The organism is Sphingomonas suaedae (genome assembly GCF_007833215.1).
In the GTDB taxonomy this organism is placed as follows: Bacteria; Pseudomonadota; Alphaproteobacteria; order Sphingomonadales; family Sphingomonadaceae; genus Sphingomonas; species Sphingomonas suaedae.
Window position 1 is genome coordinate 312278 of sequence record NZ_CP042239.1, and the last position, 26168, is coordinate 338445.

The window sequence follows — 26168 nt, forward strand, 5'->3', positions numbered from 1 at the left end:
GGACCGAGGCGGACCGTCCGGTCGTCAGTGGCCCGCCGCGGCGGGATCATTCGCGATCTGCGCCCGGGGGCGCTTGAGGAATACGACAAGCGGGATCGCGAGCATCGTGACGATCATCATCGCGTGAAAATCGTTGAGATAGGCGATCATTGCCGCCTGACGCGTGACTTCGGCATTCGCCATGGCGAGGATCGAGTCGGTCGAACCGCCGAGATTGGCGAGCAGCCCGGGGTCGAGCGTCTGAAAGCGCTCGGCGGTGATGTGCTGGGCGAGGTCGGAATGACTGACCTGCGTGCTGCGCGCGAGGATCGTCGTGACCAGCGAGATGCCGATCGACGCGCCGATGTTGCGCGACAGGTTGAGCAGGCTCGCCGCCTCGGTCCGCTGCTGCGGGGGCAGGGTGGCGAAGGCCATGCCGTTGAGCGGCATGAAGATGAGACCCATGCCCAGCCCCTGGACGAGACCGGAGACAATGAACGGCATCGATCCCATGGTCAGCGTCCATTGCGTCATGTCCCACAGCGACCAGGCGGCGAGCGCGAAGCCGGTGCCGACCAGAAGCCGCGGATCGACGCCACGCGCGACGAGCCGTGCCGATATCCCCATCGTCACCAGCACGCCGACGCCGCGCGGCATCAGCAGCAGGCCGGTGTCGATCACCGGATAGCCGTAGAGCGTCTGGAGCATCGGCGGGAGCAGCGCCATGGTGGCCATCATCACCACACCGACCACCTGCATGAAGGCAAGCGCGGTGACGAGGTTACGGTTCTTCCACAGGCTGCGCTCGAACATCGGGTTCCTGCCGAGCGCCATATGGACGGCGAACATCCACAGCGCGATCATGGCGGCCAATGTTTCGACCCAGATTTCCGGGGAGGAGAACCAGTCCTCGCCCTGTCCGCGGTCGAGCATGAGCTGAAGCGCGCCGATGCCGATGGCGAGCAACGAAAAGCCGAACAGGTCGAACCCGCGCTTGCGGATCGGGCGGCTGGGCAGCAGCCACCACAGGATCGCGAGGCAGATCACGCCCAGCGGCAGGTTGACGTAAAACACCCAGCGCCAGTTGAAATTCTCGGTCAGCCAGCCGCCCAGCACCGGCCCCAGGATCGGGCCAATCATGATGCCCATGCCCCACACCGCCATCGCCTTTTGCTGATCCTGCGGGCGGTTGATGTCGAGCATCACCGTTTGGCTGAGCGGGTTCATGAATGCCGCCGCGATGCCCTGAAGCACGCGGAACAGCACCATTTCCTCGAGATTCTGCGCCGCGCCGCATAGTGCCGAGGCGATGATGAAGCCGACGATCGAAATCAGAAACAGGTTGCGCGAGCCGATCCGGTCGGACACCCAGCCGGTGATCGGGATCGCGATGGCCGAGGCGACGATATAGCTGGTCAGTACCCAGGTGATCGTATCCGCCGTCGCGCCGAGCGCGGTCTGCATGTGCGGCAGCGCGACATTTGCGATCGTCGTGTCGAGGATCTGCATGATCGTCGCCAGCATGACGCCGATGGTCAGCAACCCCTTGTGCTGCACCGGCAGCGCCGCGCCGTCGGCAGGCGGCGGGGCGGGGCGTTCGGCAGCAGGATTGGCGGCGGCGGTGGCCAAGTTACTCGTCCGTGGTCACCGTGACGTCGGCGGACAGGCCGGCGATCAACTGGCGGGGGCTCGCCTCGTCGATGGCGATGCGGACGGGGACGCGCTGGGTCACCTTGACCCAGTTGCCGTTGGCATTCTGTGCCGGGAGGACGGAGAATTCGCTGCCGGTGCCTGCGCCGATCGACGCGACATGGCCTTTGAGCTTGAGGCCCGGATAGGCGTCGAAGCTGATTTCGGCGGGCTGGCCGACGCGCATGTCAGCAAGGTCGGTTTCCTTGAAATTCGCCTCGACCCACGACCCGCCCGAGCGGACGATGGTGACCGCAGGGAGGCCCGACATCATCATCTGGCCGACCTGGAGCCGGTCGGACTGGCTGATCACGCCGTCCACCGGCGCGCGGCGCGCGGTGCGTTCGAGGTCGAGCAGCGCCTTTTCGCGCTGGGCACGGGCAGCGGCGATGGCGGGGTTGACCCCGGGAACCGCACTGCCGCTCGACAGCTTCGCGCGTGCTTCTTCGGCGCTTGCCACTGCGCTCTGATAGCTGGCGCGGGCCTGTTCGACGGCGTGTTGCGCCTGTTCAAACCGGGCGCGGGTCGTGAAGCCACGCTGCATCAGCGCCTGCTGTCGCGCGAAATCCTCTTGCGCGGAAGCGATGCGATCGCGCGCCGCCTGAATGTCGGCGCCGGTACCCTGATAGCTTGCCTGGAGCGTCGTCACCTGGACCTGCGCATTGGCGATTGCGGCATCGGCCTGGGCCAGCGCGATGCGATAGGGTTCGGGATCGATGCGGAAGAGGAGGTCGCCCGCCTTGACGCGCTGATTCTCCTTCACCGCGACCTCGACGATGCGGCCCGCAACGTCGCTCGCCACCGAGACCTTGTCCTGCTGGACATAGGCATTGTCGGTCGACACCGTGCCGCCCGACATCGCCCACCATGCGCCCGCCGCAGCGACCAGCAGGAGCGGCACGCCGAACATCAGCAGGGGACGGAGCCAGTTGCGCTTGCGCGGCGGGGCCTCGGTCACAGCCTCGGCGGTGTCGGTTTCGATGCGGGGATCGGCGTCAGCCATTGGCGGCCTCTTGATTGTCGTTCGTGGTGATCAGATTGGTGCGGACGCGGTCCAGCGTGCGGCGCATCTGCGCGCGGTCCGCTTCGGAAATGCCCGCGAGCGCGTCCTCGACCAGTTCGTCCGCGATGTCGCGCAGCTGGCCGATCAGCGGCTGGGCCGCATCGGTCAGGTGGATGCGCCAGGCGCGTCGATCGGCGGGATCGCGACGGCGCTCGACCAGCCCGGCATCTTCGAGCCGGTCGAGCATCCGCGCCAGCGTGATCGGTTCGACTTCGAGCAGCTCGGCGAGTGCGCCCTGATTGCTACCCTCGTGCCTTGCGAGCGTCTTGAGCGTGCGCCACTGCGCATTGGTCACGCCAATTTCCCGCGCGCGCAGATCAAAATCGCGTCGCAGCAGACGGGCAAGATCGGCGACCAAGAATCCAAGCGGTTCGTTCATGGCGAGCGATATAATAAGCACGCTTATATATATCCACCCTTATCAGTTGCATTTTGCGACTTGACGATTGCACGGCAAGCATCCGGGGTTTTATCACCGGATGAAAAGGTGCATCTGTCGCACCGATGAAAACCGATACTTTTGCGACATTCGATGGCGAAATCCTGACCTGGCGGGAGCTGGGCGAGGGGCGGCCCGTGGTGTTGATCCACGGCTTTTTCTCCGACGCGGAGACCAACTGGATCAAATATGGCACCGCCGCGAGGCTGGCCGAAGCAGGGTTCCGGGTCATCATGCCCGACTTGCGCGCGCATGGGGACAGCGCGCGACCCCATGATCCGTCCGCCTATCCGCCGGACGCGCTGGCGCAGGATGCGGAGGCGCTGATCGCGCATCTCGAACTCACCGATTACGATCTGGGCGGCTATTCGCTGGGCGCGCGGACGACGGTGCGCGTGCTGGCGCGCGGCATTGCAGCAGCGCCGCGCCGGGTGATCCTGTCCGGGCTGGGCGACGAGGGGGTGGTCGATACCGGCCGCCGGGCAGGCTATTTCCGCAACGTCCTGACCCATTTCGGCAGCTTCAAGCATGGCGACCGCGAGTTCATGGCCCAGGCGTTCCTCAAGACCACCGGCGGTGACCCCAAGGCGCTGCTCGGCATCCTCGACACCTTTGTCGATACGCCACGCGAGGATGTCGCGAAGATCGACCAGCCGGTGCTGATCGTCGCGGGCGAGGAGGACGACGAGGTCGGTTCGTTCGAGGGGCTGGCCGCGATGCTGCCCGATGCGCGGCTGGTGTCGATCCCCGGCAATCATATGAGTGCGGTGACGCGGGCCGAACTGGGCGATGCGATCGTAACATTTCTGACGGCTTGACCCCGTCCGGGGGCGGGCGCAGTCTGGCGCCATCCATAGAGACAAAATCGAGGGATTGATGATCCGCACCGGAATTTCGACGATCGCGCTCGCGCTGATGATGGCGGGTCCCGCCGCCGCGCAGACGGGCAAACAGGGCGCCACCCCGACCGCGGCGGAGGCCGATGCCTTTGTCGCCCGGGCGAGCAAGGAGTTCGCCGAATTCTCGGTCGACGATGCGCGCATTCAGTGGATTTACGCGACCTATATCACCCCGGACAGCGCCGCGTTGGTCGCCAAGAGCGGCGCCGAGGGTACGGAAATGGCGGTCCGTTTCGCGTTGGAAGCCGCGAAGTACGACAAGGCCAAGGGCCTCTCGCCCGATACGAAGCGCCAGCTCGATATCCTGCGCAGCGCGATCACCTCGCCCGCGCCGACCCGCGACGGCGCCGCGACCGCGCTCGCCGAACTGCAGACCGACATGCAGACCGTCTATGGCACCGGCAAGGGGACGCTGAACGGCAAACCGATCAGCGGCAGCGACATCGAGGCGGCGATGGGCACCAGCCGCAATCCCGCCGAGCTCAAGGAAATGTGGACCAACTGGCACGACAATGTCGGCGCGCCGCAGCGCCAGGATTATCAGCGCTCGGTCGGCCTGCTGAACGAGGGCGCGCGCGAGCTCGGGTTCAAGGATGTCGGCGCGATGTGGCGCTCGAACTACGACATGCCGCCCGAGGAGTTTGCCAAGCTCACCGACAAGCTGTGGAACGAGGTCAAGCCGCTCTATGAGTCGCTGCACACCTATGTCCGCTGGAAGCTGAACGAGAAATATGGCGATGCGGTCCAGTCGAAGACCGGTCCGATCCGCGCCGACCTGCTCGGCAATATGTGGGCGCAGGAATGGGGCAATATCTATGACATCGTCGCGCCTGAGGGGGCCGGCGACCTTGGCTATGACATTGGCGAGCTGCTCCAGGCCAAGGACTATGACGCGATCAAGATGGTGAAGGCGGGGGAGGGCTTCTACTCCTCGCTCGGCATGGCGCCGATGCCGGAGACCTTCTGGCAGCGCTCGCTGTTCACCAAGCCCGCCGACCGTGAAGTCCAGTGCCACGCATCGGCGTGGAACCTCGACAATGTCGACGATCTGCGCATCAAGATGTGCATCAAGGTCAATTCGGACGATTTCGTCACGATCCACCACGAGCTGGGGCATAACTACTACCAGCGGGCGTATAACCAGAAGCCCTTGCTCTATCGCACCGGCGCCAATGACGGCTTCCATGAAGCGATCGGCGATTTCGTCGCGCTGTCGATCACGCCCGACTATCTCGTGTCGATCGGCCTGCTGGACGAGAGCAAGGTCCCGAGCGCGGACAAGGATACCGGGCTGCTGCTGCGTCAGGCGATGGACAAGGTCGCGTTCCTGCCGTTCGGCCTGCTGATCGACAAATGGCGCTGGGGCGTGTTCTCCGGCGGCATTCCGGCGGGCGGGTACCAGGGCGCATGGGACGCGCTGCGGCTTCAATATCAGGGCATCACCCCGCCGGTGAAGCGCGACGAGACCAAGTTCGATCCGGGCGCCAAATATCATATCCCGGCGAACGTACCCTACACCCGCTACTTCCTCGCGCGGCTGTTGCAGTTCCAGTTCTACAAGGCGGCCTGCGATCAGGCCGGGTGGACGGGGCCGCTCCACCGTTGTTCCTTCTACGACAACAAGGAAGTCGGTGCGAAGCTCAACGCGATGCTCGAAATGGGGGCGTCCAAGCCCTGGCCCGACGCGCTGGAGGCGTTCACCGGCAGCCGCGAGATGAGTGGCGCGGCAATGGTCGAATATTTCGCACCGCTGAAGGCGTGGCTGGACGAGCAGAACAAGGGCAAGCCGACCGGCTGGTAAAGGCCAAAGCGCCGCCGCGATCCCGGATCGCGGCGGCGCTTCGCTGTCGTTCGGCGCGGAGCCCGGTCGAATCCTATTTGGCGGTCTTGTCCTTGGCCGCTGGCTTGGTGTCGCCGCCCGGCTTGTCCTGCGGGCCGCCCTGACCCTTTTGCAGCGCGTAGAATATGCCCGCGACCGCAGCGCCGACCGCGGCGGCGCCGCCGACGAGCGAGGCGAAGAAGTTGCGGTCGCCCATCTTCTCGCGCGTGTCGGAGACGAACTGGGCGGGGGCGGATTCGGTTACGGTGCTCGCAGCCGACTGGGCGGCGGCGGAGACTTTCGCGGCGGCAGCCTCAACGGCGGCGCGCGGCCCGGTCGCGGCGGCGGCAGGGGCCGATGCGGGTTTGCGCGGCTTGGCGGGCGCCTTGCGCGCCGCTGCGGTCCGGCGGGGCGGGGGCGCCTTGTCGGCGGCCGCCGGAGCCTTTGCCGCCTTGGGGGCCGCGGTCTTGCGCGCGGGTGCCTTGGCGGCTGGCTTTGCCGTTTCGCCCGCCGGAGCGGCGGCAGGCGCTGGCGCCTTGGTTTTTCTCGAAGCCTTGGCCGCGGTGGTCCTGGGCTTCGCCGCAGCCTTGGGCTTGGCGGTAGCGGCCGCAGCCTCCGTCTTGACCGCGCTCTTGGCGGGCGCCTTGCGCGGCTTTGCTGCGGGCTTGGCCGCCGGGGTTTCGGCAGCGTCGCCGGTCTGGGTCGATTTGCTCGGGGCCTTGGCCATCACGTAACTCCAGTGGTTTCGTGTCTGTAACCAACCTGATCCAAATCGGTTTCCCGCGTCAATCTTTTGTCGTTTCAGTTTCATTGAAACGTTGCGGCACCGGCCCGCTCCCGCGCCCGGCCACCCATAGGATACTGTCGCTGGGTGGCCGGGTGGGGGAGCGGGCCGGTGCTGCGTCCGCAGAGGCGGAGATCAGCGAAACGGCGGTTCGTTGAACGCACGCAGCTTGCGGCTGTGGAGTTTTGCGCCTTCGCGCCGCAACTCCTCGCAGGTCTCGATACCGATTTTGAGATGCTCGGCGATGGCGCGCTCGTAGAAGCGGTTGGCCTGGCCGGGCAGCTTGATCTCACCGTGCAGCGGCTTGTCGGAGACGCACAGCAACGTGCCGTAGGGGACGCGGAAGCGGTATCCCTGCGCCGCGAGCGTCGCGCTTTCCATGTCCACCCCGACCGCGCGGCTGAGCGAAAAGCGGAGCGCCGAGCGCGAGAAGCGCAATTCCCAGTTGCGGTCGTCGGTCGTGACGATCGTGCCGGTGCGCAGCCGCCGCTTGAGTTCGTCCCCCGACTGTCCCGACACGGTTTCGGCGGCGCGGGCGAGCGCCTGCTGCACCTCGGCGATCGCCGGGATCGGGATTTCGGGGGGCAGCACATCATCGAGGACGTGGTCGTCGCGCAGATAGGCGTGGGCGAGCACATAGTCGCCGATCCGCTGGCTGGGACGCAGCCCGCCGCAATGGCCGATCATCATCCATGCCTCCGGCCGCAGCACTGCGAGGTGATCGGTGATCGTCTTCGCGTTTGAGGGGCCGACGCCGATATTGACCAACGTGATGCCGCTGCCGTCCTCCGCCATCAGGTGCCAGGCGGGCATCTGGTGGCGTCGCCAGGCACCGTCGGTCAGCAACGTATCGGGATCGTCGCCGGATTCGATGACGATCCCGCCTGGGCCGGACACGCCCGTGAAGCGGCTGTCCGGGCCAAGCTGCGCACAGGCCCAGCGAACGAATTCATCGACATAGCGGTGATAGTTGGTGAAGAGGATATATTGCTGCACATGTTCCGACGGTGTGCCGGTATAATGGCGCAGCCGGGCAAGGCTGAAGTCGGTGCGCAGCCCGTCGAACAGCGCGAGCGGACGGGTGCCGTCCTGACTGATCCAGCTGCCATCGGCAATCTCATCGCCGATATGCGCCAGTTCGGTTGCCGGAAAATGCCGGGCGAGTTCGAGCGCCGACACCTCGTCCAGCCGCAGCGCATGGCCGGGGTCGAGCACATAGGGAAAGGGGATTTCCTGCCGTCCCGTAGTCGCAGTGACCTCGACGTCATAATCCTCGATCAGCAAGGTGAGCTGTTCGACCAGATAGCGGGCGAACATCGCAGGGCGGGTCACGCTGATCGCATAGTCGCCCGGTGTGACGAGCCGCCCGAACGAGCGTGCCGGGGTCGGACGATCGACCTCGTTGCGATAGGAGACGCGGATTTCGGGATAGGCGAAGCTGCCGTCGCGGCGGCGCTCCGGGTCCGGGGCGATGCCCTGGGTCAGATAAAGGTCGAGGGCCTCCCGCAGGCGGGTGACGGAGGCGGTGTGCAGCCGATCCAGTTCGGCGACGATTTCTTCTGCTTGTGTCATCTTTCGCGGTTAATGGGCGACGATGACATAGGCAAGACCGGATCGTGTCGGTTCCATGGCGCGCCGGTACGGCACCGGCGCGCCAGGTCATGTCACTTGTCGTCTTCGTCCTTGTCGAGCAGCTTGCTGATGCCGAACGCGGCACCCGCTACCGCCGCAGCGGCACCCGCCGCGATCGCAGCGGCGGCGACGGGGTTCTTCTTCGCGGCATCGACGACATCGTCGACAGCCTCGCTAATCGCTTCGCCCGCGTCGGTCAGCGCGTCCTTCGCCTGATCGAACAGGCTTTCTTCGGTGTTGGTCTCCGCCTTGGTTTCGGTCGTCGACGGGCTCGTTGCAGGTGTTGTCTCGTCCATCATCACTGGGTCTCCCTTCCGCAATGACAACAGCTTCGCCGCACGCCGGTTCCACCGTCAACGGCAAACCGGCGCGCGTCCGAAACGGTTAGAGGCTTTCGAGGAGATGTTCGGCCGAGCTGACCTTGAATTCGCCCGGCGCTTCGACGTGAAGCTGTTCGACGACGCCATCGTTGATCAGCATCGAATAACGCTGGCCGCGCGTGCCCATGCCGAACTTGCTGCCGTCCATCTCCAGGCCGACTGCCTTGGCGAAGGCCCCGTTGCCGTCCGACAGCATCGTGACGTCGCCCGCATCGGCGCTTTTCGCCCATGCGCCCATGACAAAGGCGTCGTTGACGGCGGTGCAGGCGATCTCGTCCACGCCCTTTGCCTTCAGCTCATCCGCCTTTTCGACATAGCCGGGCAGGTGGCGCGCCGAGCAGGTCGGGGTGAAGGCGCCGGGGACCGAAAACAGCGCGACCTTGCGGCCCGCGAAATAGTCGTCGGAGTTGACCTGTTCGGGGCCGTTCTCGGTCGCCTTGACGAAGGTGGTGCTGGGTACGCGATCACCAATCTGGATGGTCATGCTGCTCTCCTCTTGCCGCGGAACTGCGGTTTGGCGTCCAAGTGGCACATGTGCGGCGATTTTCAAGCGTGGCGGAGCGATGCGCGGGACGATATGGTCCGGCCGCATGGAAGAGAGCGCGTATCTGACCGGGCAAATACTGCTCGCTTTGCCCGGCATCGGCGACCCGCGATTCGAGCGCGCGGCGATCGCGATCTGCGCGCATGACGAGGAGGGTGCGCTGGGCATCGGGATCGGCCACACGATCGACGGGCTTGGGCTGCACGAGCTGCTCGGCCAGTTCGAGATCGATCCCGGCGCAGCGCCCGACGCGCCGGTGCATTTCGGCGGACCGGTGGAGCCGAGGCGAGGCTTTGTGCTCCATTCTACCGACTGGGGCGGGCAGGACACGGTTGACGTCGCCGGGCGCTGGGCGCTGTCGGGAACCATCGATGTGCTGCGCGCGATCGCCGACGGGACGGGGCCGTCCCGATGGCTGGTCGCGCTGGGCTATGCCGGATGGAGCGAGGGACAACTCGACGCGGAGCTGACCCGGCACGGCTGGTTCAACGTGCCGGGCGACGCCGCGCTGCTTTACGAAATCGATGCCGAACGGCGCTGGGAAGCGAGCTTCGCGACCGCGGGCATCGATCCCAGGCTGCTGGCGAGCGGCGGCGGGACCGCCTGACCGCTTTGCGCGCAAGTGCCGGGCTGACAGCGGGCGCGGGGCGGGGCATGGCCGCCGCATGACGCATGTGCTCGACCGACCGATCTGGTCCGCGCTCACCACCGGCTGGGCCCATCTTGCCGAAGGAGACGCGCGGGCGCTGCGGATCGACCGCAAGGTCGGGATGTTCGGTGCGGCGGCGGATGCGGCACCGGAGAGTGCGGTCGCACTCGCCGCATTGGTGCCGCAGGAGGGTGAGTTGTGGCTGGTCGAGCGCGATCCGCTGCCGCTACCGCCCGGCGTGCGCGTTGTGAAGGAAGGGCTGGCCGTGCAGATGGTGCTGGACCGGCTGACGCCCGACGAGCGCGAACCGCCCGCGATCGAGCCGCTGGGCGATGCCGATGGGGCGGAGATGTTCGCGCTCGCCACCCTGACCGAACCGGGACCCTATGTGCGCCGGACCCACCGGCTGGGCGGATTCGTCGGGGTGCGCGAGGGTGGAAAGCTGGTGGCGATGGCGGGCGAGCGGATGCAGATGCCCGGCTATGGCGAGGTCAGCGCGGTCTGCACCCATCCCGACTGGCGGGGCCGGGGGCTGGCAGGGCATCTGACCCGTCACGTTACCGCAGCCATTCTGGCGCGCGGGCTGACGCCTTTCCTGCACTGCTATGCGAGCAACGCGGGTGCGGTTGCGCTGTACGAGGCGATGGGCTTTCGCATCCGCGCATACATCCACGCGACGGTGATCGTGCGACGCTGACCGATCCGGTGACCGACATCATATAAAGATATCTTTATGTTTCGTTTGCGCATTGGCTGTCGATCGGCTAGGGGCGCGGGCAGAGCCGTGGGTATCGCGGCGATTCAGTTCACTAGCCGGAGAAAGATCGTGGCCACCGTGCTCGACAAGACCGATTACGTCATCAAGGACATCAGCCTCGCCGCGTTCGGCCGCAAGGAAATCGAGATCGCCGAAACCGAAATGCCGGGCCTGATGGCGCTGCGCGAGGAATTCGGCGCGAGCAAGCCGCTCAAGGGTGCGCGCATCACCGGTTCGCTGCACATGACGATCCAGACCGCGGTGCTGATCGAGACGCTGAAGGAACTTGGCGCCGAATTGCGCTGGGCGACGTGCAACATCTATTCGACCCAGGACCATGCCGCCGCCGCGATCGCCGCCGCCGGCATCCCGGTCTTCGCCGTCAAGGGCGAGACGCTGGAAGAATATTGGGATTACGTCATCCGCATCTTCGACTGGGGGCAGGACCAGACCTGCAACATGATCCTCGACGATGGCGGCGACGCCACCATGTTCGCGCTGTGGGGCGCGCGCGTCGAGGCGGGTGAGGAACTGTTCACCCCGTCGAACGAGGAAGAGGAAATCTTCGTCGCGACGCTCAAGCGTTTCCTGGCCGAGCGTCCGGGTTACCTCACCAAGACCGTCCAGAACATCAAGGGCGTGTCGGAAGAGACCACCACCGGCGTGCATCGCCTGTACGAGCTGTCGAAGAAGGGCAAGCTTCCCTTCCCGGCGATCAACGTCAACGACAGCGTCACCAAGTCGAAGTTCGACAACCTTTATGGCTGCAAGGAATCGCTGGTCGACGCGATCCGTCGCGCGACCGACGTGATGCTGGCCGGCAAGGTCGCCTGCGTCGCCGGCTTTGGCGATGTGGGCAAGGGTTCGGCGGCGTCGCTGCGCAATGGCGGCGCGCGCGTGCTGGTCACCGAAATCGATCCGATCTGCGCGCTGCAGGCGGCGATGGAAGGCTATGAAGTCGTGACGATGGAAGAGGCGGCGACCCGCGCCGACATCTTCGTCACCGCGACCGGCAACGAAGGCGTGCTGACCGTCGATCACATGCGCGCGATGAAGAACATGGCGATCGTGTCGAACATCGGCCATTTCGACAGCGAGATCGAGATCGCCGGCCTCGCCAACTTCAAATGGACCGAGATCAAGCCGCAGGTCGACGAGGTCGAGTTCCCCGATGGCAAGAAGATCATCGTGCTGTCGAAGGGCCGCCTGGTGAACCTGGGCAACGCGACCGGCCACCCGTCGTTCGTGATGTCTTCGTCGTTCACCAACCAGGTTCTGGCGCAGATCGAGCTTTGGACCGGCGCGGACAAGTACAAGAACGACGTGTATGTCCTGCCCAAGCATCTCGACGAGAAGGTCGCGGCGCTTCACCTCGACAAGCTGGGCGTCAAGCTGAGCAAGCTGACCCAGCGCCAAGCCGACTATATCGGCGTGCCGGTCGAAGGGCCGTTCAAGCCGGATCATTATCGCTACTGATCCTGCGATCAGGTTGAGAGTATCGGGGCGCTTCCGGGATCGGGAGCGCCCTTTTTTGCCATCGGTACTGTGTTGTTCGAGCAACACTCGCGGAGAAAGGGATTCCAACGGCTTGCGTTTCTCAGTCTTATAAGCGCAGAAAAAAATGACACCAAAATAACCGAAATGGGGACCCATCATGCGGTATGTAGCTGCTTCCCGCCGGGCGCGTTTGCGCTTTTCCGTTTCACTGGCTTCGGTCGCGTTGGCCGGACTCGCTTCGGCGGTGGCCCAAGAGGCCCCGGCGGAGGATGAAACTGCAGCGCAGGATGGCGAGACGGTCGTCATTACCGGATCGCGTATTGGCCGTCCGGAGCTCTCGCTTCCCAATCCGGTTCAGGTGATCACTTCGGAGGCGATTGAACAGTCGGGCAAGACGAACCTGACCGATTACCTCATCGATTCTCCTGCGCTTCTCGGTTCGCAGAGCAATGTGGACGTCGCCGGATCCAATCTGAGCAACGCGCAGAATGTTGGCGTCAATTTGCTCGACTTGCGTAACCTCGGCTCGCAGCGCACCCTTGTGCTCGTTGACGGCCGTCGGCATGTCGCCGGTTATCCCGGCATCGCCGCAGTCGATGTCAACACCATTCCTTCGGACCTCGTCGAGCGTATCGATATTCTGACCGGCGGCACTTCGGCGGTTTACGGCGCCGATGGCGTGACCGGCGTGGTCAACTTCATTCTGAAGGACGATTTTGACGGTCTGCGCGTCCGTGGCCAGGCGAACATCTCTGAGCGCGGCGATGCCGGATCGCGCTTCGTAGCTGTGACCTGGGGCAAGAATTTTGCCGGCGGGCGGGGCAATGTGACCGCAGCTTACGAGTTCCAGGAAACCGACCGCTTCAGCCAGCGCGATCGTCTGAACTACGGGCTGACTGGTCCGTCCTATGCGTTCGCCCGTGATCCCAACGATCCGGACGGCCCGACCGATAATGACGGCGTGCCCGACCGGATCCTGTACACCGATCTGCGTTGGGCAGACAGCTCGCCGGGCGGGGCGGTCGATCTCGATGGCGATTTCGTTCCCGATCGCACGGGTGAGGGCGGCATCTACGACCTCGGCACCTATGTGCCTGGGTCGGCTTTCACCGTAGGCGGTTCGAGCACGCCGCGCGAAAGCTATTATGGCGATTATCTCCCCTATGTTCGTCGCCACATCGCCAACCTGATGGCGAAGTTTGAGGTCAGCCCGGCGCTCGAAATCTATGCACAGGGCAAATATGTCCGCTCGACCGCGTACACCTTCGCGCAGCCGACTTATGACTTCTACACCGAGCTTGCCCCCGATAACGCGTATCTGATCGAGCGTTATGGCGCGGCTGCCATTTCCGGCCCGGCCCTTTTCAGCCGCGACCATTTCGATTTCGGTATCCGCCGTTACGAGCTCGAGCGTGAACTATTTCGCACCGTCGTGGGCGCGCGCGGGGACATCGGGTCAGGACTGAAATACGACTTTTCCTATGTGTTCGGCCAGTCCACACAGGAAAGCACCAATCGGAATGACCGGATTGCGGACCGCTATTATGCTGCGCTCGATGCGGTCGTGAACCCGGCCAATGGCCAGATCACCTGTCGGATCAACCTCCCCGGTCAGACCAATGTGAATGGCGTCAGCTACGGCAATGGCGTCGTGTTCAATGGAACGCCGGTGACATTCAACCCAGGGCAGTGTGTGCCCATTAACATATTGGGCGAAGGCTCGCCGTCGCAGGCTGCGCTGGACTTCGTGACGGTTGATCACACCGACTGGGCGCGGATCAAGCAGCATGTGGTCTCGGCGGTACTGACCGGTAATACCGAATCCTATTTCAGGCTGCCCGGCGGCGGTGTCGGGTTCGCGATCGGCGCCGAGTATCGCTACGAGAGCAGCCACTATATCCCGTCGGATGTGAGCTTGGCAGGCGTCCTGATGGATAACGCACCAGCGCGCGTTGACCGGGGCGACTTCGACGTGAAGGAACTGTTCGCCGAAGTGAACCTGCCAATTCTCGCGGACATGCCGTTCGCCGAGAACCTCTCGGTTGGTGGTGCCTATCGCTTCTCCGATTACTCGACGATCGGCCAGACCAGCACCTGGAACGTGAACGGAAGCTACTCGCCCGTTCGCGACATCACCTTCCGCGGTACCTATTCGGAGGCGGTGCGCGCGCCCAATATTACCGAATTGTTCGCCGGCGGCAGCGGCACGTACGAGTTCATCACCGATCCGTGTGGGCCCGACCGTCTTGCCGAGGGTACGCAGTATCGGGCGGCGAACTGCGCCGCGGCGTTGACCGCTGCCGGGCTGAGCCCCGCGCAGCAGGCAGCGTTCGATCCGGCGAACGACTTCACCTCGCCGCAGAACAGCAGCCTGCTTGGCTTCCAGGGCGGCAACCCTACGCTGAACGAGGAAACGGCAAAGACCTGGACCACCGGCATCGTACTACGGCCGAGCTTCGTGCCCGGGCTGTCGATCAACGTTGACTGGTACAACATCAAGATCGAGCAAGCGATCAACTACTCGACCGCGCAGGCGGTCGTCGATCTGTGCGTCGATCAGCCCACGCTGAACAACGTATATTGCAGCGTGATTTCGCGCAGCCCGACGAGCGGCTATATCAACTTCTTCACCGTGATCCCGGAAAACGTTGCCGCTTATGAAACGGCCGGCCTCGATGTCGGATTTGCCTATCGGGTCCAGCCGTTCGACAATCTCGGCACCTTCACCCTTCGCGGGCAATTCAACTATCTCGACAAGCTCGAGTTCGTGCCGACTGCCGGTGCCGATCCGGAGAACGAGCTGGATTCCTCAGCCTATCCCGCACCGAAATACAGCGCGAGCTTCGACCTGACCTGGAACAAGGGGCCGCTGACGGTCAATTACGGCGTCAACTGGTGGTCGAAGACCCGCCGCGTGACGCCCGAGCAGGAGGCTGCGAACCCCGATTATGTGGCGCCGCAGTATATCTGGTACAAGGAAAAGTGGGAGCACGATCTCTACATGAGCTATATGGTGGATGAAAAGTTCGAGCTGTACGGCGGTATCAACAATCTGTTCGACACCAAGCCGGACGTGGCGGCTGTGGCCTATCCGATCAGCGCCGTTGGACGTTCGTTCTTCATGGGTGTGAAAGCGAAGATTTTCTGAGTATCGGCGCATGAGTTGACTAAGGGGCGTGTCCGGCGACGGACGCGCCCCTTTTCGTGCCGGTCGAGCACAAGCGGAATGCGCAGCGCCGTTGCCGGACGATCCGGCAGTTCGTAAGAGCGACGGGATGAAGGGCGCGGCGCGTTGATCGAGATATCTGAATCCGCGGCCGTTCTGGCCGGCGCCGCGCTCGCGCTGCTGGTCGCGGCGGGGGCGGTGATGCTGTTCGCCGGGCTGCGCGCGCGGGGGCGGGCCGAGCGGCTTGTGGAGGCGAATGCACGGCTTCAGGCGCTGGCATCGGGTGCGCCCGCACTGGCGATGATCGTGCGCGCCGACGGACGGATCGAGCTGTCGCTCGCGCTCGCCAATCTGCTGGGGTTCGACGCGGTTCCGGTCCAGTTCGGCGATCTGGTGGACAATGAGGCGGTGCTGGGCCGCGACGAGGCCGAGGTGCTGGAGCGCGAGGTGATCGCGGCCCAGAAGGCGGGCAAGCCGTTCCGTATGGCGCTGCCGGTGCGCGGTGCGAAACGGACATTGCTCGCAATCGGCGGGCGGGCGCCCGATGCAGTGCGCGCGCCGGGCGGGGCGGTGGTGTGGTTCCTCGATGCGACCGAATCGAGCGAGGAGATTGCGCGCTTCGCGAGCGAAGCGGACCGATATCGCGAGGCGTTCGATGCGCTGACGGGCCTGATCCAGTCGGCGCCGATGCCGATGTGGTATCGCGACCCCGAGCTGCGGATCGCGATGGTCAACAACGCCTATGTGGAGGCGGTCGACGGCAGCAACGCCGAACAGGTCGTTGCGTCGGGAATCGAGCTGGTCGATGCGTCCGCGCCGGGCGGCCCGCTGGCCAGCGCCGCGAATGCGCGCGAGGCGGGCACGCCGCAGATGGTGAAGCTGCCCGCGACGATCGGGGGCAAGCGCCGCACGCTGCATATCCATGACGTGCCGCTGCCGACCGGCGGCGTCGCGGGCTTCGCCGTCGATGTCGAGGAGCTGGAACAGGCGCGCAGCGGGATCAAGCGCGCGGGCGAGGCCCAGCGGGCAATGTTCGACCGGCTGTCCGCCGGAGTCGCGCAGTTCGGGTCGGACCGATCGCTGGTGTTTTGCAATCAGCCGTTTCGCCGCATCTTCGAGCTGAAGAATGAATGGCTGGCCGACCGGCCCGAGTTCGACCGCATCCTGGAGCGGATGCGAGAGGCCAACCGGTTGCCGGTGGTGCGCGATTTTCCGGGCTGGAAGAAGGAGCGGCGCGAATGGTTCGTCGCGGCCGAAAGCGCGCATGAGGAAAATTGGACGCTGCCCGGCGGCACGCATCTGCGCGTCGTCGCCCAGCCGCTGCCTGAGGGCGGGTTGCTGACCATCTTCGAGGATCTGACGGAGCAGGTGCAGCTTGCCAGCGCGCGCGACACGCTGTTGCGGGTGCGGACGGCGACGTTCGACAATCTGTTCGAGGCGCTGGGTGTCTTCTCCGCCGATGGGCGGTTGCAGTTGTGGAACAGCCGCTTCCGTCAGGCATGGGGGTTCGATGACGCCTTCGTCACCAGCCATCCGCGCGTCGATGCGCTCGCGAAGGAGGCGGCGTCGCGGCTGGCCAAGCCGGGCCGCGTCTCGCTGATCGGCGAACTGGTCCGCGCCGCGACAGTCGAGCGGCAGCAGCGCGGCGGATCGATCGAGTTCGCCGATGGACGCCATTTCGAGGTGGCGGCGGTGCCGCTGCCCGATGGCAATGCGCTGTTCACCATGCTCGATATCTCCGACCCGGCGGCGGATCGAGAATGCGCTGCGCGAACGCAACGATGCGCTGGAAGCGGCGGACCGGATCAAGACCGCCTTCGTCGCCAATATGAGCTATGAACTGCGCACCCCGCTGACCTCGATCAAAGGGTTCGCCGAGATGCTGTACAATGGCTATGGCGGGCCGCTGCCGCAAAGCGCGGTGGATTATTCGGGAGCGATCCTGGAGTCGGTCGGGCGGTTGAGCGACCTGGTCGACGATGTGCTCGACCTGACCCGCGATGGCGGTGCGCTGGCCCGCGAAACGGTCGATTTGGAGCTGGTCGCTGGCGTCGCAGTCGAGAATGTCGGGCCGAGCGCCAAGGGCAAGAAGATCGAGCTGGCGGTCGAAATCCAGGGCAGTGCCGGGACGATTCAGGGCGATGCGCGCCGCATCCGTCAGACGATCGAGCATCTGTTGCGCCATGCGATCGGTGCGACGGGCGAGGGTGGCCGCGTGCTGCTGCATATCGACGGGAGCGAGGCGGGCGCGCGGATCGTGGTGTCCGACGACGGCCCCGGCATGGCGCCCGAGGTCGCGGCCAAGGCGTTCGATCGCTTCGCGCAGGCGGGGATCAGCCGCAATGGCGAGCGCGCGCTCCACCTTGGCCTGCCGCTCGCCAAACAGTTCGTCGAGGCGCATCGCGGCACGATCCAGCTGATGTCCGAACCAGGGCAGGGGACGATGGTGATCGCGGAATTGCCGCGCACATGATCGCCTTGGCCGATGCCGATGCGACCGAGGCGTTCGGGCGCGCGCTTGCCCGTCGGGCGCGGCCGGGGGACGTGATTGCGCTGTCCGGGCCGCTGGGCGCGGGCAAGACGAGTATCGCGCGCGGGCTGCTCGCTGCGCTGGGGCTGGAGGGGGAAGCGCCCTCGCCCAGTTTCGCGATTGTCCAGCCCTATGACCCGCCTGAAGTGGCGTTCCCGGTGCTGCATGTCGACCTGTACCGGATCGACGATCCCGCAGAAGCAGACGAGCTGGGGCTGGACGATGCGCGCCGGGAGTCGCTGCTACTGGTCGAATGGCCCGAGCGGCTGCCTGACACGCTTTGGGGCGACGCCTTGTGGCTGACACTGACGATCGAATCCGACGGCTCCCGTGCCTTGACAGCGCGGGTCCCGGCGGCATGGAAGGACCGATGGCCCCTTTGACTTCGCCGCCCGACATGAACCCGCCCGCGCGGGCGCCGCATTTCCTGAACGAGCTCGGCTGGGGCGACGGGGAAATCTTGCCGCTCGCGGGCGATGCGTCGTTTCGTCGTTATTTTCGGGTGCAGGCACCGGGGCGCAGCGCGATCCTGATGGACGCCCCCCCGCCGCATGAGGACCCGCGCCCGTTCATTTCGATCGCGCGCTGGCTCACCGGGCGCGGCTTTGCGGCGCCGACCATCTATGGCGAGGATCTCGACACCGGCCTGGTCCTGATCGAGGATTTCGGCGACGCGCGGCTGCGCGAGACGGTGGACGCCGCGCCCGAGAGCGAGTTGCGGTTGTACGAGGCGGCGATCGACGTGCTGATCCGGCTGCGCGGCCATGAGGCGGCGGACCTCGATCCCTATGACGTCGATACCTGCCAGCGCGAAGCGGCGCTGCTGACCGACTGGTATTGCCCGGCGGTCGGGGTGGACGCCGATGTCGATGGCTATCGCGCGGCATGGGATGCGGTGCTGGCGCCGACGCTGGAAGGGCAGCGGGTGACGGTGCTGCGCGATTACCATGCCGAGAATCTGATGCTGATCGAGGGCAGCGAGACGCTGGGGCTGCTCGATTTCCAGGACGCGCTGGCGGGACATCCCGCCTATGATCTCGTGTCGTTGCTCCAGGACGCGCGCCGCGATGTGCATCCCGATCTGGAGGCGGCGATGCTCGACCGCTATCGCCGGATCACCGGCGCGGACGAGGGGTTCGTCGATGCCTATCATGTGCTCGGCGCGCAGCGGAATGCGAAGATCATCGGCATCTTCACGCGCCTGTGGAAACGCGACGGCAAGCCGCGTTACCCGGGGCTGTGTCCGCGCGTATGGGGCTATCTGGAGCGCGACCTTCAGCATCCGGCGCTCGGCCCGGTGAAGGCGTGGTTCGACGCCAATATCCCGGCGCATCTGCGTGGCGATCCCATGTTGGTTGGGTCGATGGCGGCGGGGCAGGCGTGAGCGCGAAGAAGACGCTGGCGATCCGGCCGGTCCCGGCCGGTGCCGTGCCGCGTACCGCGATGGTGATGGCGGCGGGGCTGGGCAAGCGGATGCGCCCGCTGACCGCGACCCGGCCCAAGCCGCTGGTCGAGGTCGCGGGCAAGCCGCTGATCGACCATGTGTTCGACCGGCTGCGCAGCGCGGGCGTCGCGCGTGCCGTGGTGAACGTCCATTACCTGGCCGATGCGCTGGAGGCGCATGTCACCCACCGGGTGAAGGATATCGAGGTGCTGGTGTCCGACGAGCGGCAGCGTTTGATGGAGACCGGCGGCGGGCTGGTGCAGGCGCGCGACATGCTGGGCGACGAACCCTTTGTCTGCGTCAACAGCGACAATCTCTGGGTCGACGGCCCGATCGACGCGATCCGCCAGCTGGCGGCGGCATGGGACGATGAAAAGATGGACGCGCTGTTGCTGCTCGTTCCGCTCGCCCGCGCGCATTGCCATGGCGGGCAGGGGGATTTCCACCTCGACCCGTTCGGGCGGATCGTCGGGCGGCGCAAGCCGGGGCGGCTGGCGCCCTTCGTCTATACCGGCGTCCAGATCCTGTCGCCCCGCGTGATCCGCGACTGGCCGGACGGGCCGTTTTCGACCAATTTGTTCTGGCAACGCGCGATGGACGCGGGCCGCGCCTGGGGCGTGGTGCATCAGGGGCTTTGGTTCGATGTCGGCAGCCCCCCGGCGATCGCGGCGACCGAGGCGGTGCTGGCGGATGGCTGAGGCCTGACCCGCACCGACGTTGATGCAGAGCTGCGGAAGTTGGAGGCCCGAGCCGGAATCGAACCGGCGTGCAAGGATTTGCAGTCCTCTGCGTAACCACTCCGCCATCGGGCCTCGACAGCGAGGGCGCGATGTGCGCGGGGTGCATCGCCATGTCAACCGCCATATCGGGCGTTCACGCGAAATTTGCGTCCCGCCCTTGCTTGGCGTGGCGCGTTGCACGAGATACAAGCGCGCGAGCGAACAAGTGTATTGCATGACTAAAACAGTTGTGCGAACAGGGCTGGAGTGATGATGACCGCAACCGCCGAAACCCATGGCCATGAGGCCGCCCGCGCCGCGATGGTGGTGAGCCAGCTGCGCACCAGCGGCGTCAGCGACGCGCGCGTGATCGCCGCGATGGCGCAGGTCGCGCGTGAGGATTTCCTGCCCGAATCGCAGCGCCCCTTCGCCTATCGTGACCGATCGCTTCCGCTGGGCGATGGGCGGATGCAGAACCCGCCGCTCGCCACCGGCCTGTTGCTGACCGAAGCGAGGATCGCTCCGGGCGACACGGTGCTGATCGTCGGCGCGGCGGGCGGCTATTCCGCTGCGATCGCGGCGAAGCTGGGTGCCAGGGTGACCGCGGTCGAGGAGGATGCGGCGCTCGCCGCGACGGCGCGGTCGGCGCTGGACGGCATTGCCGAGACGGTCGAGGGACCGCTCGTCGCCGGTGCTGCGGCGAACGCGCCCTATGACGTGCTGCTGATCGACGGGGCGGTCGAACAGGTGCCGGCGGCGCTGGTGGAACAGGTGCGGATCGGCGGCCATGTGGTTACCGGCGTCATCGACCGCGGCGTCACCCGGCTTGCCACCGGCGTGCGCACCGAGGGCGGCTTTGGCCTTACCAGTTTCGCGGATGTCGAATGCGCGCTTTTGCCCGGCTTCGACATGCCGCGCGGCTTTCAGTTCTGAAGAAAGAGAAACTGATGCGATTGAGCCTGATCCTTGCCGGCGTGAGTGCAGCCGGTCTGACGCTGCCCGCGCTGGCGCAGACGACCCCGCCTGCTACCCCGGCGCCTGCCCCTGCTGGACTGGCGCCCGCCGCCCAGCCGACGGAGACGCTGCGCGAGGCGATGGTCAAGGCGTATCGCACCAACCCGGACCTGACCGCCGAGCGCGCCAATCTGCGCGCGGATGACGAGAATGTCCCGATCGCGCGGTCGCGCGGACTGCCGGGCGTCAGCTCGACCGGCAGCTATAATGAAAATCTCTACGATACCGATGACAGCGGCGTTTCGCCGCCGCGTCAGGGGAGCGTCGGCGTCAATCTGAGCGTTCCCGTCTTCTCGGGCGGGGCGGTGCGCAATTCGGTGCGTGCGGCCGAAACCCGCGTCGAAGCAGGCCGCGCCGGGCTTCGCAGCGTCGAATCGCAGCTCTTCACCGATGTCGTCTCGGCCTATCTCGACGTGCTGCGCGACGAGGCGACGGTGCGTCTGAACCAGCAGAATGTACGCGCGCTCGACGTCAATCTTCAGGCGACGCGCGACCGGTTCGAGGTGGGCGACCTGACCCGCACCGACGTCGCCCAGTCCGAAGCGCGGCTGGCGCTGGCGCAGAGCCAGTTGCGCGGCGCCGAGGCGCAGCTGATCGCGAGCCGGGAGAATTATATCCGCGTGGTGGGCACGGCACCCGGCGAACTCGCCTCGCCGCCCCCGCTGGTGGGCCTGCCCGCCAGTCCCGATCAGGCCGTCGCGGCGGCGCTGGAGGAAAATCCGCTGCTCGAAGGCACGCGCAAGGCGCGTGAGGCGAGCGCTTATGATGTCCGCGTCGCGCGCGCGGCGCGCCTGCCGACGGTGAGCGTGGGAGTCGGGGGCGATTATTATAACCGCTTCGGGTCGATCCCGGGTCCGGGCCGCACCGCGGGTCTCCAGAATGACGGCTTCGCCACCTCGGCGGGTATCAGCCTGAGCCTGCCGCTGTTCCAGGGCGGCCGCCCGGCGGCGCAAGTCCGCCAGGCACAGGCGCGCGAATCGGCGGCGATTGAGCAGGTCACGTCGGCCGAGCGCAACGTGATCGCGCAGACGCGGTCGGCCTTTGCCATCTATCAGTCGGCGCTGCGGGTGATCGAGAGCAGCCGCGTCGCGGTCGAGGCCAATCGGCTGAGCCTTGAGGGCGTGCGCGCCGAGAACAGCGTCGGCACCCGCACCATCCTCGATATCCTGAACGCCGAGCAGGAACTGCTCAACAGCCAGGTGCAGCTGGTCACGGCCGAGCGTGACGCCTATGTCGCCGGGTTCGCCGTGCTGGCGGCGATGGGCCGGGCCGAGGCCGAGGATCTGGGGCTGGACGGCGGGCCGCTGTACGACCCGGTCGCCAATTACGACCGCGTGCGTGGCAGTCTGTCCGACTGGCGCGACGATCCGACGCCGGAGGCAGAGGCGACGCGGACGGTGAACACCCCCGCACAGAACCCCGATGTTTCCGGGCCGGTCGATCCGCAACCGCGCTGACGCGAGAGTCGTTTCCAGTAAGACGGTAGCGGCCCGCTTCAGCGAAGCTGACCAACGCCAACCCTGCTGACTGTTGACAGACCCATTGTAATTCCCACAGGTGGCGGGCTCGCCGATTCCTGGTTAATGCCGTCTTGGTCTGATAGGGATGACGAATGGGGGACGTAAGCAACGAGCCGTCGATGGAGGACATTCTGTCGTCCATCAAACGCATCATCGCCGAAGAGGGCGATGCGGGCGTCGCGACCCGTGCGCGCCGCCCGGCCCGTGCGGCGGCGCCGGCTCCGTCCGATGATGATGAAATCCTCGAGCTGCGCGAACCCGTGCCGAGCGAGGCGACACAGCCCGAACCGCGCCGCGCGCCGCGTGAGACGCCCCGCGTCGATCTGCGCGATGTCGCGCCCGAACCGGTCGCTGCGCCCGCGCCGCAGCCGGCCCAAGCCCCAAGTGCCGACCAGATCCTGTCCCCCACCACCGCCGAAGCGACGCGCGGCCGGCTGGAGGCGCTGTCGCGGATGGTGGTGAAACCCGAGGTGCAGGGCAGCGATACGCTGGAAGGCATGGTCCGCGAGATGATCCGCCCGATGCTGCGCGAATGGCTGGATGCGAACCTGCCGCGCATGGTCGAGGACATGGTCCAGCGCGAGATTTCGCGGATCGCGGCAGGGCGGGACTAAGCGCCGGGGCCAAGTGCCGGGACTCGGTCTTGCCTAAGCCGCCCCGCCCGTTAGAGGGCAGGGCATGAGCGAACTTCCGAAAACCTTCGACCCCGCCGAGATCGAGCAGCGCTGGTACGCGTATTGGGAAGCCAATGGCCTGTTCCGGCCCGAGCGGCCGGGTGCGCAGCCCTGGACGATCGTCAACCCGCCGCCCAACGTGACGGGTTCGCTGCATATCGGCCATGCGCTCGACAATACGCTGCAAGACATCCTTGTCCGTCACGCGCGGCTCAAGGGCATGGACGCGCGCTGGGTGGTCGGCATGGACCATGCCGGCATCGCGACGCAGATGGTGGTCGAGCGCCAGCTGAACGAACGCCAGCAGAAGCGCACCGATTTCACCCGCGAGGAGTTCGTCGCGAAGGTGTGGGAGTGGAAGGCCGAGAGCGGCGGCGCGATCACTGGGCAGCTGCGGCGCTTGGGCTGTTCGATGGACTGGTCCGACGAACGCTTCACGATGGACGAGGGCTTTTCGAAGGCCGTGCTCAAGGTCTTTGTCGAGCTGCACGAGCAGGGGCTGCTCTACCGCGACAAGCGGCTGGTGAACTGGGATCCGGGCCTTGGCACCGCGATCAGCGACCTTGAGGTCGAGACGCGCGAGGTTGCGGGCAAGTTCTGGCACCTGCGCTACCCGCTCGCCGATGGCAGCGGCTTCATCCATGTCGCGACGACGCGGCCGGAGACGATGCTCGCCGATATGGCGGTGGCGGTGCATCCGACCGATGAGCGTTATGCGGCTTTGGTCGGCAAGCAGGTGCGGCTGCCGATCACCGGCCGCCTGATCTCGATCGTCGCCGACGAACATGCCGATCCCGAGCTGGGTTCGGGCGCGGTCAAGATCACGCCGGGGCATGATTTCAACGACTTCGAGGTCGGCCGCCGCGCCGGGATCGAGGCGCGCGACATGCTCAACATGTTGGATGCCAAGGCAGCGATCTGCCAGACGTCGGACGGGCTGATCCCGGCCGAGCTGATCGGCCTCGACCGCTTCGATGTGCGTGAGAAGGTGGTGGCGCGGTTGAAGGACGAGGGCTTCCTCGTTCCCTGGACCGACAAGGACGGCAACGAACACGACGCAGAGCCGCGCAAGATCCAGACGCCGTTCGGCGACCGTTCGGGCGTGGTGATCGAACCGTGGCTGACCGACCAATGGTATGTCGACGCCGCGACTTTAGCCAAGCCCGCGATCGAGGCGGTGCGATCGGGCGCGACCAAGGTCGTGCCGAAGAGCTGGGAAAAGACCTATTTCAACTGGATGGAAAACATCCAGCCCTGGTGCGTCAGCCGCCAGCTATGGTGGGGGCATCGGATTCCGGCGTGGTTTGGTTATCCGCTTTGGGGAGCTGAGTTTCCGAAGCTACAGCCAGATCAGGTTGGTAATTCATCGTCGCCATTGCCCACTTTCGTGGCTGAAGATGAGCAAGACGCAGTTTTACGGGCGGAAGCATTCTATCGTGAAAACTGGGATCTGACCGGCAAAGATTTTTCGGTGGTGATCGGAAATGAGGCTGGCCTCAAAATCGATGGTAACAAGGTGACTGCCTCAATCCGGCAAGATCCCGACGTCCTCGATACTTGGTTCTCGTCAGCGCTGTGGCCGTTCGCGACGCTCGGTTGGCCGGAAAATGACGATCCCACGCTCGGCGGACGTTATCCCAATGATGTGCTGATTTCCGGGTTCGACATCCTGTTCTTCTGGGATGCGCGGATGATGATGCAGGGTTTGCACTTCATGAAGGAAGTGCCGTTCAAGACCCTGTATCTGCACGGACTTGTCCGCGCCGCGGATGGCGCGAAGATGTCCAAGTCCAAGGGCAATGTCGTCGATCCGCTCGGCCTGATCGACCAATATGGCGCGGACGCGCTGCGCTTCTTCATGGCGGCGATGGAGAGCCAGGGCCGCGACGTGAAGATGGATGAGAAGCGGGTCGAGGGGTATCGCAACTTCGCGACCAAGCTGTGGAATGCGGCGCGGTTCGCCCAGTCGAACGGGATTCGCGCGAGTGAGCATGTCGAGCCGCCCGCAGCGACCCTAGCCGTCAACAAGTGGATCATCGCCGAAACGGTCTCGACCGTGCAGGCGATGGACCTTGCCTTTGCCGACCATCGTTTCGACGGCGCGGCCAACACCATCTACCAGTTCACCTGGAGCCGCTTCTGCGACTGGTATCTCGAGCTGATCAAGCCGATCCTTCAACCTTCAAGCCCCTCCCGTTCACCTTCGGTGGCCTTCGGCTCAGGGGAGGGGTTGGGGGTGGGGCCTGTCAGTCTCACCGAGACCGACCGCCCAGAGGATAGGCCCCACCCCAACCCCTCCCCTGAAGGGGAGGGGCTTAGTGAGGCCGACGAAACCCGCAAGGTCGCGGGCTGGGTGCTCGACCAGATCCTGGTCATGCTCCACCCGTTCATGCCGTTCATCACCGAAGAGCTGTGGTCGAAGATGGGCGATCGGCCGGATTATCCGATCATCACCGCGCAATGGCCGATGGCGGATGCGCGTGCGCTCGATCCCGAGGCGGCGCAGGAGATCGACTGGCTGATCCGGCTGGTGAGCGAACTGCGCGCCGCGCGGACCGAGCTGAACGTGCCGCCGGGCGCGCGGCTGGCGCTGCATGTGCGCGATGCGCATGGCGAGACGCTCGAGCGGCTGACGCGCCAGAATGCGGCGCTCGCCCGCTTGGCCCGCGTCGACCGCGCCGAGGGTGAAGCGCCGGCGGGCGGCGCGCTGCAGATCGTCGTGGATGAAGCGACCTATGTCCTCCCGCTCGAAGGCGTGATCGACCTCGACGCCGAACGCGCGCGGCTGACCAAGGCGATTGCGGCGGCGGAGAAGGAGCGGGATAGCCTGAACGCGCGCCTGTCCAACCCGGCATTTGCCGAGAAGGCGAAGCCGGAGGCGGTGGAGAAGGCGCGGGCGGATCATGCCGAGAAGGCGGCCGAGGCAGCGCGGCTGAGCGCGGCGCTGGGGCGGCTGGGCTGACGGTCTTC

20 protein-coding genes, 1 tRNA gene and 1 pseudogene are annotated in these 26168 nt (G+C 65.7%); 14 read left to right on the top strand and 8 right to left on the bottom strand.

What is annotated here, in order from left to right; all coding sequences use genetic code 11:
• Nucleotides 1-24: 24 nt before the first annotated feature.
• Genes FPZ54_RS01565 through FPZ54_RS01575 form a run of 3 tightly spaced genes read right to left on the bottom strand, consistent with a single transcriptional unit; the run spans nucleotide 25 to nucleotide 3110 of the window.
• The gene (locus tag FPZ54_RS01565) at nucleotides 25-1608 is read right to left on the bottom strand and encodes a DHA2 family efflux MFS transporter permease subunit (protein ID WP_277872308.1); all 1584 of its coding nucleotides are present in this window, start codon (nucleotides 1606-1608) and stop codon (nucleotides 25-27) included.
• Nucleotide 1609: 1 nt separating this feature from the next.
• The gene (locus FPZ54_RS01570) at nucleotides 1610-2671 is read right to left on the bottom strand and encodes an HlyD family secretion protein (RefSeq protein WP_145844483.1); all 1062 of its coding nucleotides are present in this window, start codon (nucleotides 2669-2671) and stop codon (nucleotides 1610-1612) included.
• Nucleotides 2664-3110, bottom strand: coding sequence for a MarR family winged helix-turn-helix transcriptional regulator (locus tag FPZ54_RS01575; protein ID WP_145844485.1), 447 nt, complete (start codon nucleotides 3108-3110; stop codon nucleotides 2664-2666). The genes FPZ54_RS01570 and FPZ54_RS01575 overlap by 8 nt, the downstream gene beginning before the upstream one ends.
• A gap of 125 nt (nucleotides 3111-3235) precedes the next feature.
• Between FPZ54_RS01575 and FPZ54_RS01580 the strand changes: the two genes are divergently transcribed.
• Nucleotides 3236-3988, top strand: a complete 753-nt coding sequence (locus FPZ54_RS01580; RefSeq protein ID WP_145844487.1) for an alpha/beta fold hydrolase — start codon at nucleotides 3236-3238, stop codon at nucleotides 3986-3988.
• A gap of 58 nt (nucleotides 3989-4046) precedes the next feature.
• On the top strand, nucleotides 4047-5870 hold the full coding sequence (locus FPZ54_RS01585) for a M2 family metallopeptidase (RefSeq protein WP_145844488.1): 1824 nt from the start codon (nucleotides 4047-4049) through the stop codon (nucleotides 5868-5870).
• Between the two features lie 73 nt (nucleotides 5871-5943).
• On the opposite strand, the gene FPZ54_RS01590 is transcribed toward FPZ54_RS01585, so the two are convergent.
• From FPZ54_RS01590 to FPZ54_RS01605, 4 genes are all read right to left on the bottom strand, one after another.
• Nucleotides 5944-6615 carry a hypothetical protein gene (locus tag FPZ54_RS01590; RefSeq protein WP_145844490.1) on the bottom strand — a complete coding sequence of 224 codons (672 nt, stop codon included), beginning with the start codon at nucleotides 6613-6615 and terminating at the stop codon, nucleotides 5944-5946.
• Nucleotides 6616-6807: 192 nt separating this feature from the next.
• A complete protein-coding gene (locus FPZ54_RS01595; RefSeq protein WP_145844491.1) occupies nucleotides 6808-8244 on the bottom strand; it encodes an AMP nucleosidase in 1437 nt (478 codons plus the stop codon).
• Between the two features lie 92 nt (nucleotides 8245-8336).
• Entirely contained in the window at nucleotides 8337-8603 is a 267-nt protein-coding gene (locus tag FPZ54_RS01600; protein WP_145844493.1) for a hypothetical protein, read from the bottom strand.
• 85 nt (nucleotides 8604-8688) lie between these two features.
• Entirely contained in the window at nucleotides 8689-9168 is a 480-nt protein-coding gene (locus tag FPZ54_RS01605) for a peroxiredoxin (RefSeq protein ID WP_145844494.1), read from the bottom strand.
• Nucleotides 9169-9274: 106 nt separating this feature from the next.
• On the opposite strand from FPZ54_RS01605, the gene FPZ54_RS01610 reads away from it, so the two are divergent.
• The 8 genes and pseudogenes from FPZ54_RS01610 (at nucleotide 9275) to FPZ54_RS01645 (ending at nucleotide 19969) form a co-directional block, all read left to right on the top strand.
• Nucleotides 9275-9835 (top strand): YqgE/AlgH family protein, encoded by a 561-nt coding sequence (locus tag FPZ54_RS01610; RefSeq protein WP_145844495.1) that lies wholly within the window; start codon nucleotides 9275-9277, stop codon nucleotides 9833-9835.
• Between the two features lie 58 nt (nucleotides 9836-9893).
• Entirely contained in the window at nucleotides 9894-10574 is a 681-nt protein-coding gene (locus FPZ54_RS01615) for a GNAT family N-acetyltransferase (protein ID WP_145844496.1), read from the top strand.
• 129 nt (nucleotides 10575-10703) lie between these two features.
• Nucleotides 10704-12110 (top strand): adenosylhomocysteinase, encoded by a 1407-nt coding sequence (gene ahcY, locus FPZ54_RS01620; protein WP_145844498.1) that lies wholly within the window; start codon nucleotides 10704-10706, stop codon nucleotides 12108-12110.
• Between the two features lie 178 nt (nucleotides 12111-12288).
• Nucleotides 12289-15279 (top strand): TonB-dependent receptor plug domain-containing protein, encoded by a 2991-nt coding sequence (locus FPZ54_RS01625; RefSeq protein ID WP_145844499.1) that lies wholly within the window; start codon nucleotides 12289-12291, stop codon nucleotides 15277-15279.
• Nucleotides 15280-15423: 144 nt separating this feature from the next.
• Nucleotides 15424-17770: pseudogene (locus FPZ54_RS01630) on the top strand (PAS domain-containing sensor histidine kinase).
• Nucleotides 17767-18210: a tRNA (adenosine(37)-N6)-threonylcarbamoyltransferase complex ATPase subunit type 1 TsaE gene (gene tsaE, locus FPZ54_RS01635; RefSeq protein ID WP_186456870.1), complete on the top strand. Its 444-nt coding sequence runs from the start codon at nucleotides 17767-17769 to the stop codon at nucleotides 18208-18210. Before FPZ54_RS01630 ends, tsaE begins: the two are co-directional and overlap by 4 nt.
• Nucleotides 18211-18224: 14 nt before the next feature.
• Nucleotides 18225-19211: an aminoglycoside phosphotransferase family protein gene (locus FPZ54_RS01640; RefSeq protein ID WP_145849513.1), complete on the top strand. Its 987-nt coding sequence runs from the start codon at nucleotides 18225-18227 to the stop codon at nucleotides 19209-19211.
• Between the two features lie 59 nt (nucleotides 19212-19270).
• Nucleotides 19271-19969 carry a nucleotidyltransferase family protein gene (locus tag FPZ54_RS01645; protein WP_145849514.1) on the top strand — a complete coding sequence of 233 codons (699 nt, stop codon included), beginning with the start codon at nucleotides 19271-19273 and terminating at the stop codon, nucleotides 19967-19969.
• A gap of 40 nt (nucleotides 19970-20009) precedes the next feature.
• Here FPZ54_RS01645 and FPZ54_RS01650 read toward each other — a convergent pair.
• Nucleotides 20010-20083: transfer RNA gene (locus FPZ54_RS01650), tRNA-Cys, on the bottom strand.
• Nucleotides 20084-20260: 177 nt separating this feature from the next.
• On the opposite strand from FPZ54_RS01650, the gene FPZ54_RS01655 reads away from it, so the two are divergent.
• The 4 genes from FPZ54_RS01655 to FPZ54_RS01670 all read left to right on the top strand — a co-directional run bounded on the left by FPZ54_RS01655 (nucleotide 20261) and on the right by FPZ54_RS01670 (nucleotide 26160).
• Complete coding sequence (locus FPZ54_RS01655) at nucleotides 20261-20923, top strand: protein-L-isoaspartate O-methyltransferase family protein (protein WP_145844501.1); 663 nt, start codon at nucleotides 20261-20263, stop codon at nucleotides 20921-20923.
• A 14-nt stretch (nucleotides 20924-20937) separates the two neighbouring features.
• Nucleotides 20938-22461 (top strand): TolC family outer membrane protein, encoded by a 1524-nt coding sequence (locus FPZ54_RS01660; protein WP_145844502.1) that lies wholly within the window; start codon nucleotides 20938-20940, stop codon nucleotides 22459-22461.
• 155 nt (nucleotides 22462-22616) lie between these two features.
• Nucleotides 22617-23138: a DUF2497 domain-containing protein gene (locus tag FPZ54_RS01665; protein ID WP_186456871.1), complete on the top strand. Its 522-nt coding sequence runs from the start codon at nucleotides 22617-22619 to the stop codon at nucleotides 23136-23138.
• A 64-nt stretch (nucleotides 23139-23202) separates the two neighbouring features.
• Nucleotides 23203-26160 (top strand): valine--tRNA ligase, encoded by a 2958-nt coding sequence (locus FPZ54_RS01670; protein ID WP_145844503.1) that lies wholly within the window; start codon nucleotides 23203-23205, stop codon nucleotides 26158-26160.
• Nucleotides 26161-26168 lie beyond the last annotated feature (8 nt).

Bases quoted from the DNA above. Each gene is read 5' to 3' on its own strand.
- FPZ54_RS01570 (WP_145844483.1), bottom strand. From the start codon at position 2,671: ATGGCTGACGCCGATCCCCGCATCGAAACCGACACCGCCGAGGCTGTG.
- FPZ54_RS01575 (WP_145844485.1), bottom strand. From the start codon at position 3,110: ATGAACGAACCGCTTGGATTCTTGGTCGCCGATCTTGCCCGTCTGCTG.
- FPZ54_RS01580 (WP_145844487.1), top strand. From the start codon at position 3,236: ATGAAAACCGATACTTTTGCGACATTCGATGGCGAAATCCTGACCTGG.
- FPZ54_RS01585 (WP_145844488.1), top strand. From the start codon at position 4,047: ATGATCCGCACCGGAATTTCGACGATCGCGCTCGCGCTGATGATGGCG.
- FPZ54_RS01590 (WP_145844490.1), bottom strand. From the start codon at position 6,615: ATGGCCAAGGCCCCGAGCAAATCGACCCAGACCGGCGACGCTGCCGAA.
- FPZ54_RS01595 (WP_145844491.1), bottom strand. From the start codon at position 8,244: ATGACACAAGCAGAAGAAATCGTCGCCGAACTGGATCGGCTGCACACC.
- FPZ54_RS01600 (WP_145844493.1), bottom strand. From the start codon at position 8,603: ATGATGGACGAGACAACACCTGCAACGAGCCCGTCGACGACCGAAACC.
- FPZ54_RS01605 (WP_145844494.1), bottom strand. From the start codon at position 9,168: ATGACCATCCAGATTGGTGATCGCGTACCCAGCACCACCTTCGTCAAG.
- FPZ54_RS01610 (WP_145844495.1), top strand. From the start codon at position 9,275: ATGGAAGAGAGCGCGTATCTGACCGGGCAAATACTGCTCGCTTTGCCC.
- FPZ54_RS01615 (WP_145844496.1), top strand. From the start codon at position 9,894: ATGACGCATGTGCTCGACCGACCGATCTGGTCCGCGCTCACCACCGGC.
- FPZ54_RS01625 (WP_145844499.1), top strand. From the start codon at position 12,289: ATGCGGTATGTAGCTGCTTCCCGCCGGGCGCGTTTGCGCTTTTCCGTT.
- tsaE (WP_186456870.1), top strand. From the start codon at position 17,767: ATGATCGCCTTGGCCGATGCCGATGCGACCGAGGCGTTCGGGCGCGCG.
- FPZ54_RS01640 (WP_145849513.1), top strand. From the start codon at position 18,225: ATGAACCCGCCCGCGCGGGCGCCGCATTTCCTGAACGAGCTCGGCTGG.
- FPZ54_RS01645 (WP_145849514.1), top strand. From the start codon at position 19,271: ATGGTGATGGCGGCGGGGCTGGGCAAGCGGATGCGCCCGCTGACCGCG.
- FPZ54_RS01655 (WP_145844501.1), top strand. From the start codon at position 20,261: ATGATGACCGCAACCGCCGAAACCCATGGCCATGAGGCCGCCCGCGCC.
- FPZ54_RS01660 (WP_145844502.1), top strand. From the start codon at position 20,938: ATGCGATTGAGCCTGATCCTTGCCGGCGTGAGTGCAGCCGGTCTGACG.
- FPZ54_RS01665 (WP_186456871.1), top strand. From the start codon at position 22,617: ATGGGGGACGTAAGCAACGAGCCGTCGATGGAGGACATTCTGTCGTCC.
- FPZ54_RS01670 (WP_145844503.1), top strand. From the start codon at position 23,203: ATGAGCGAACTTCCGAAAACCTTCGACCCCGCCGAGATCGAGCAGCGC.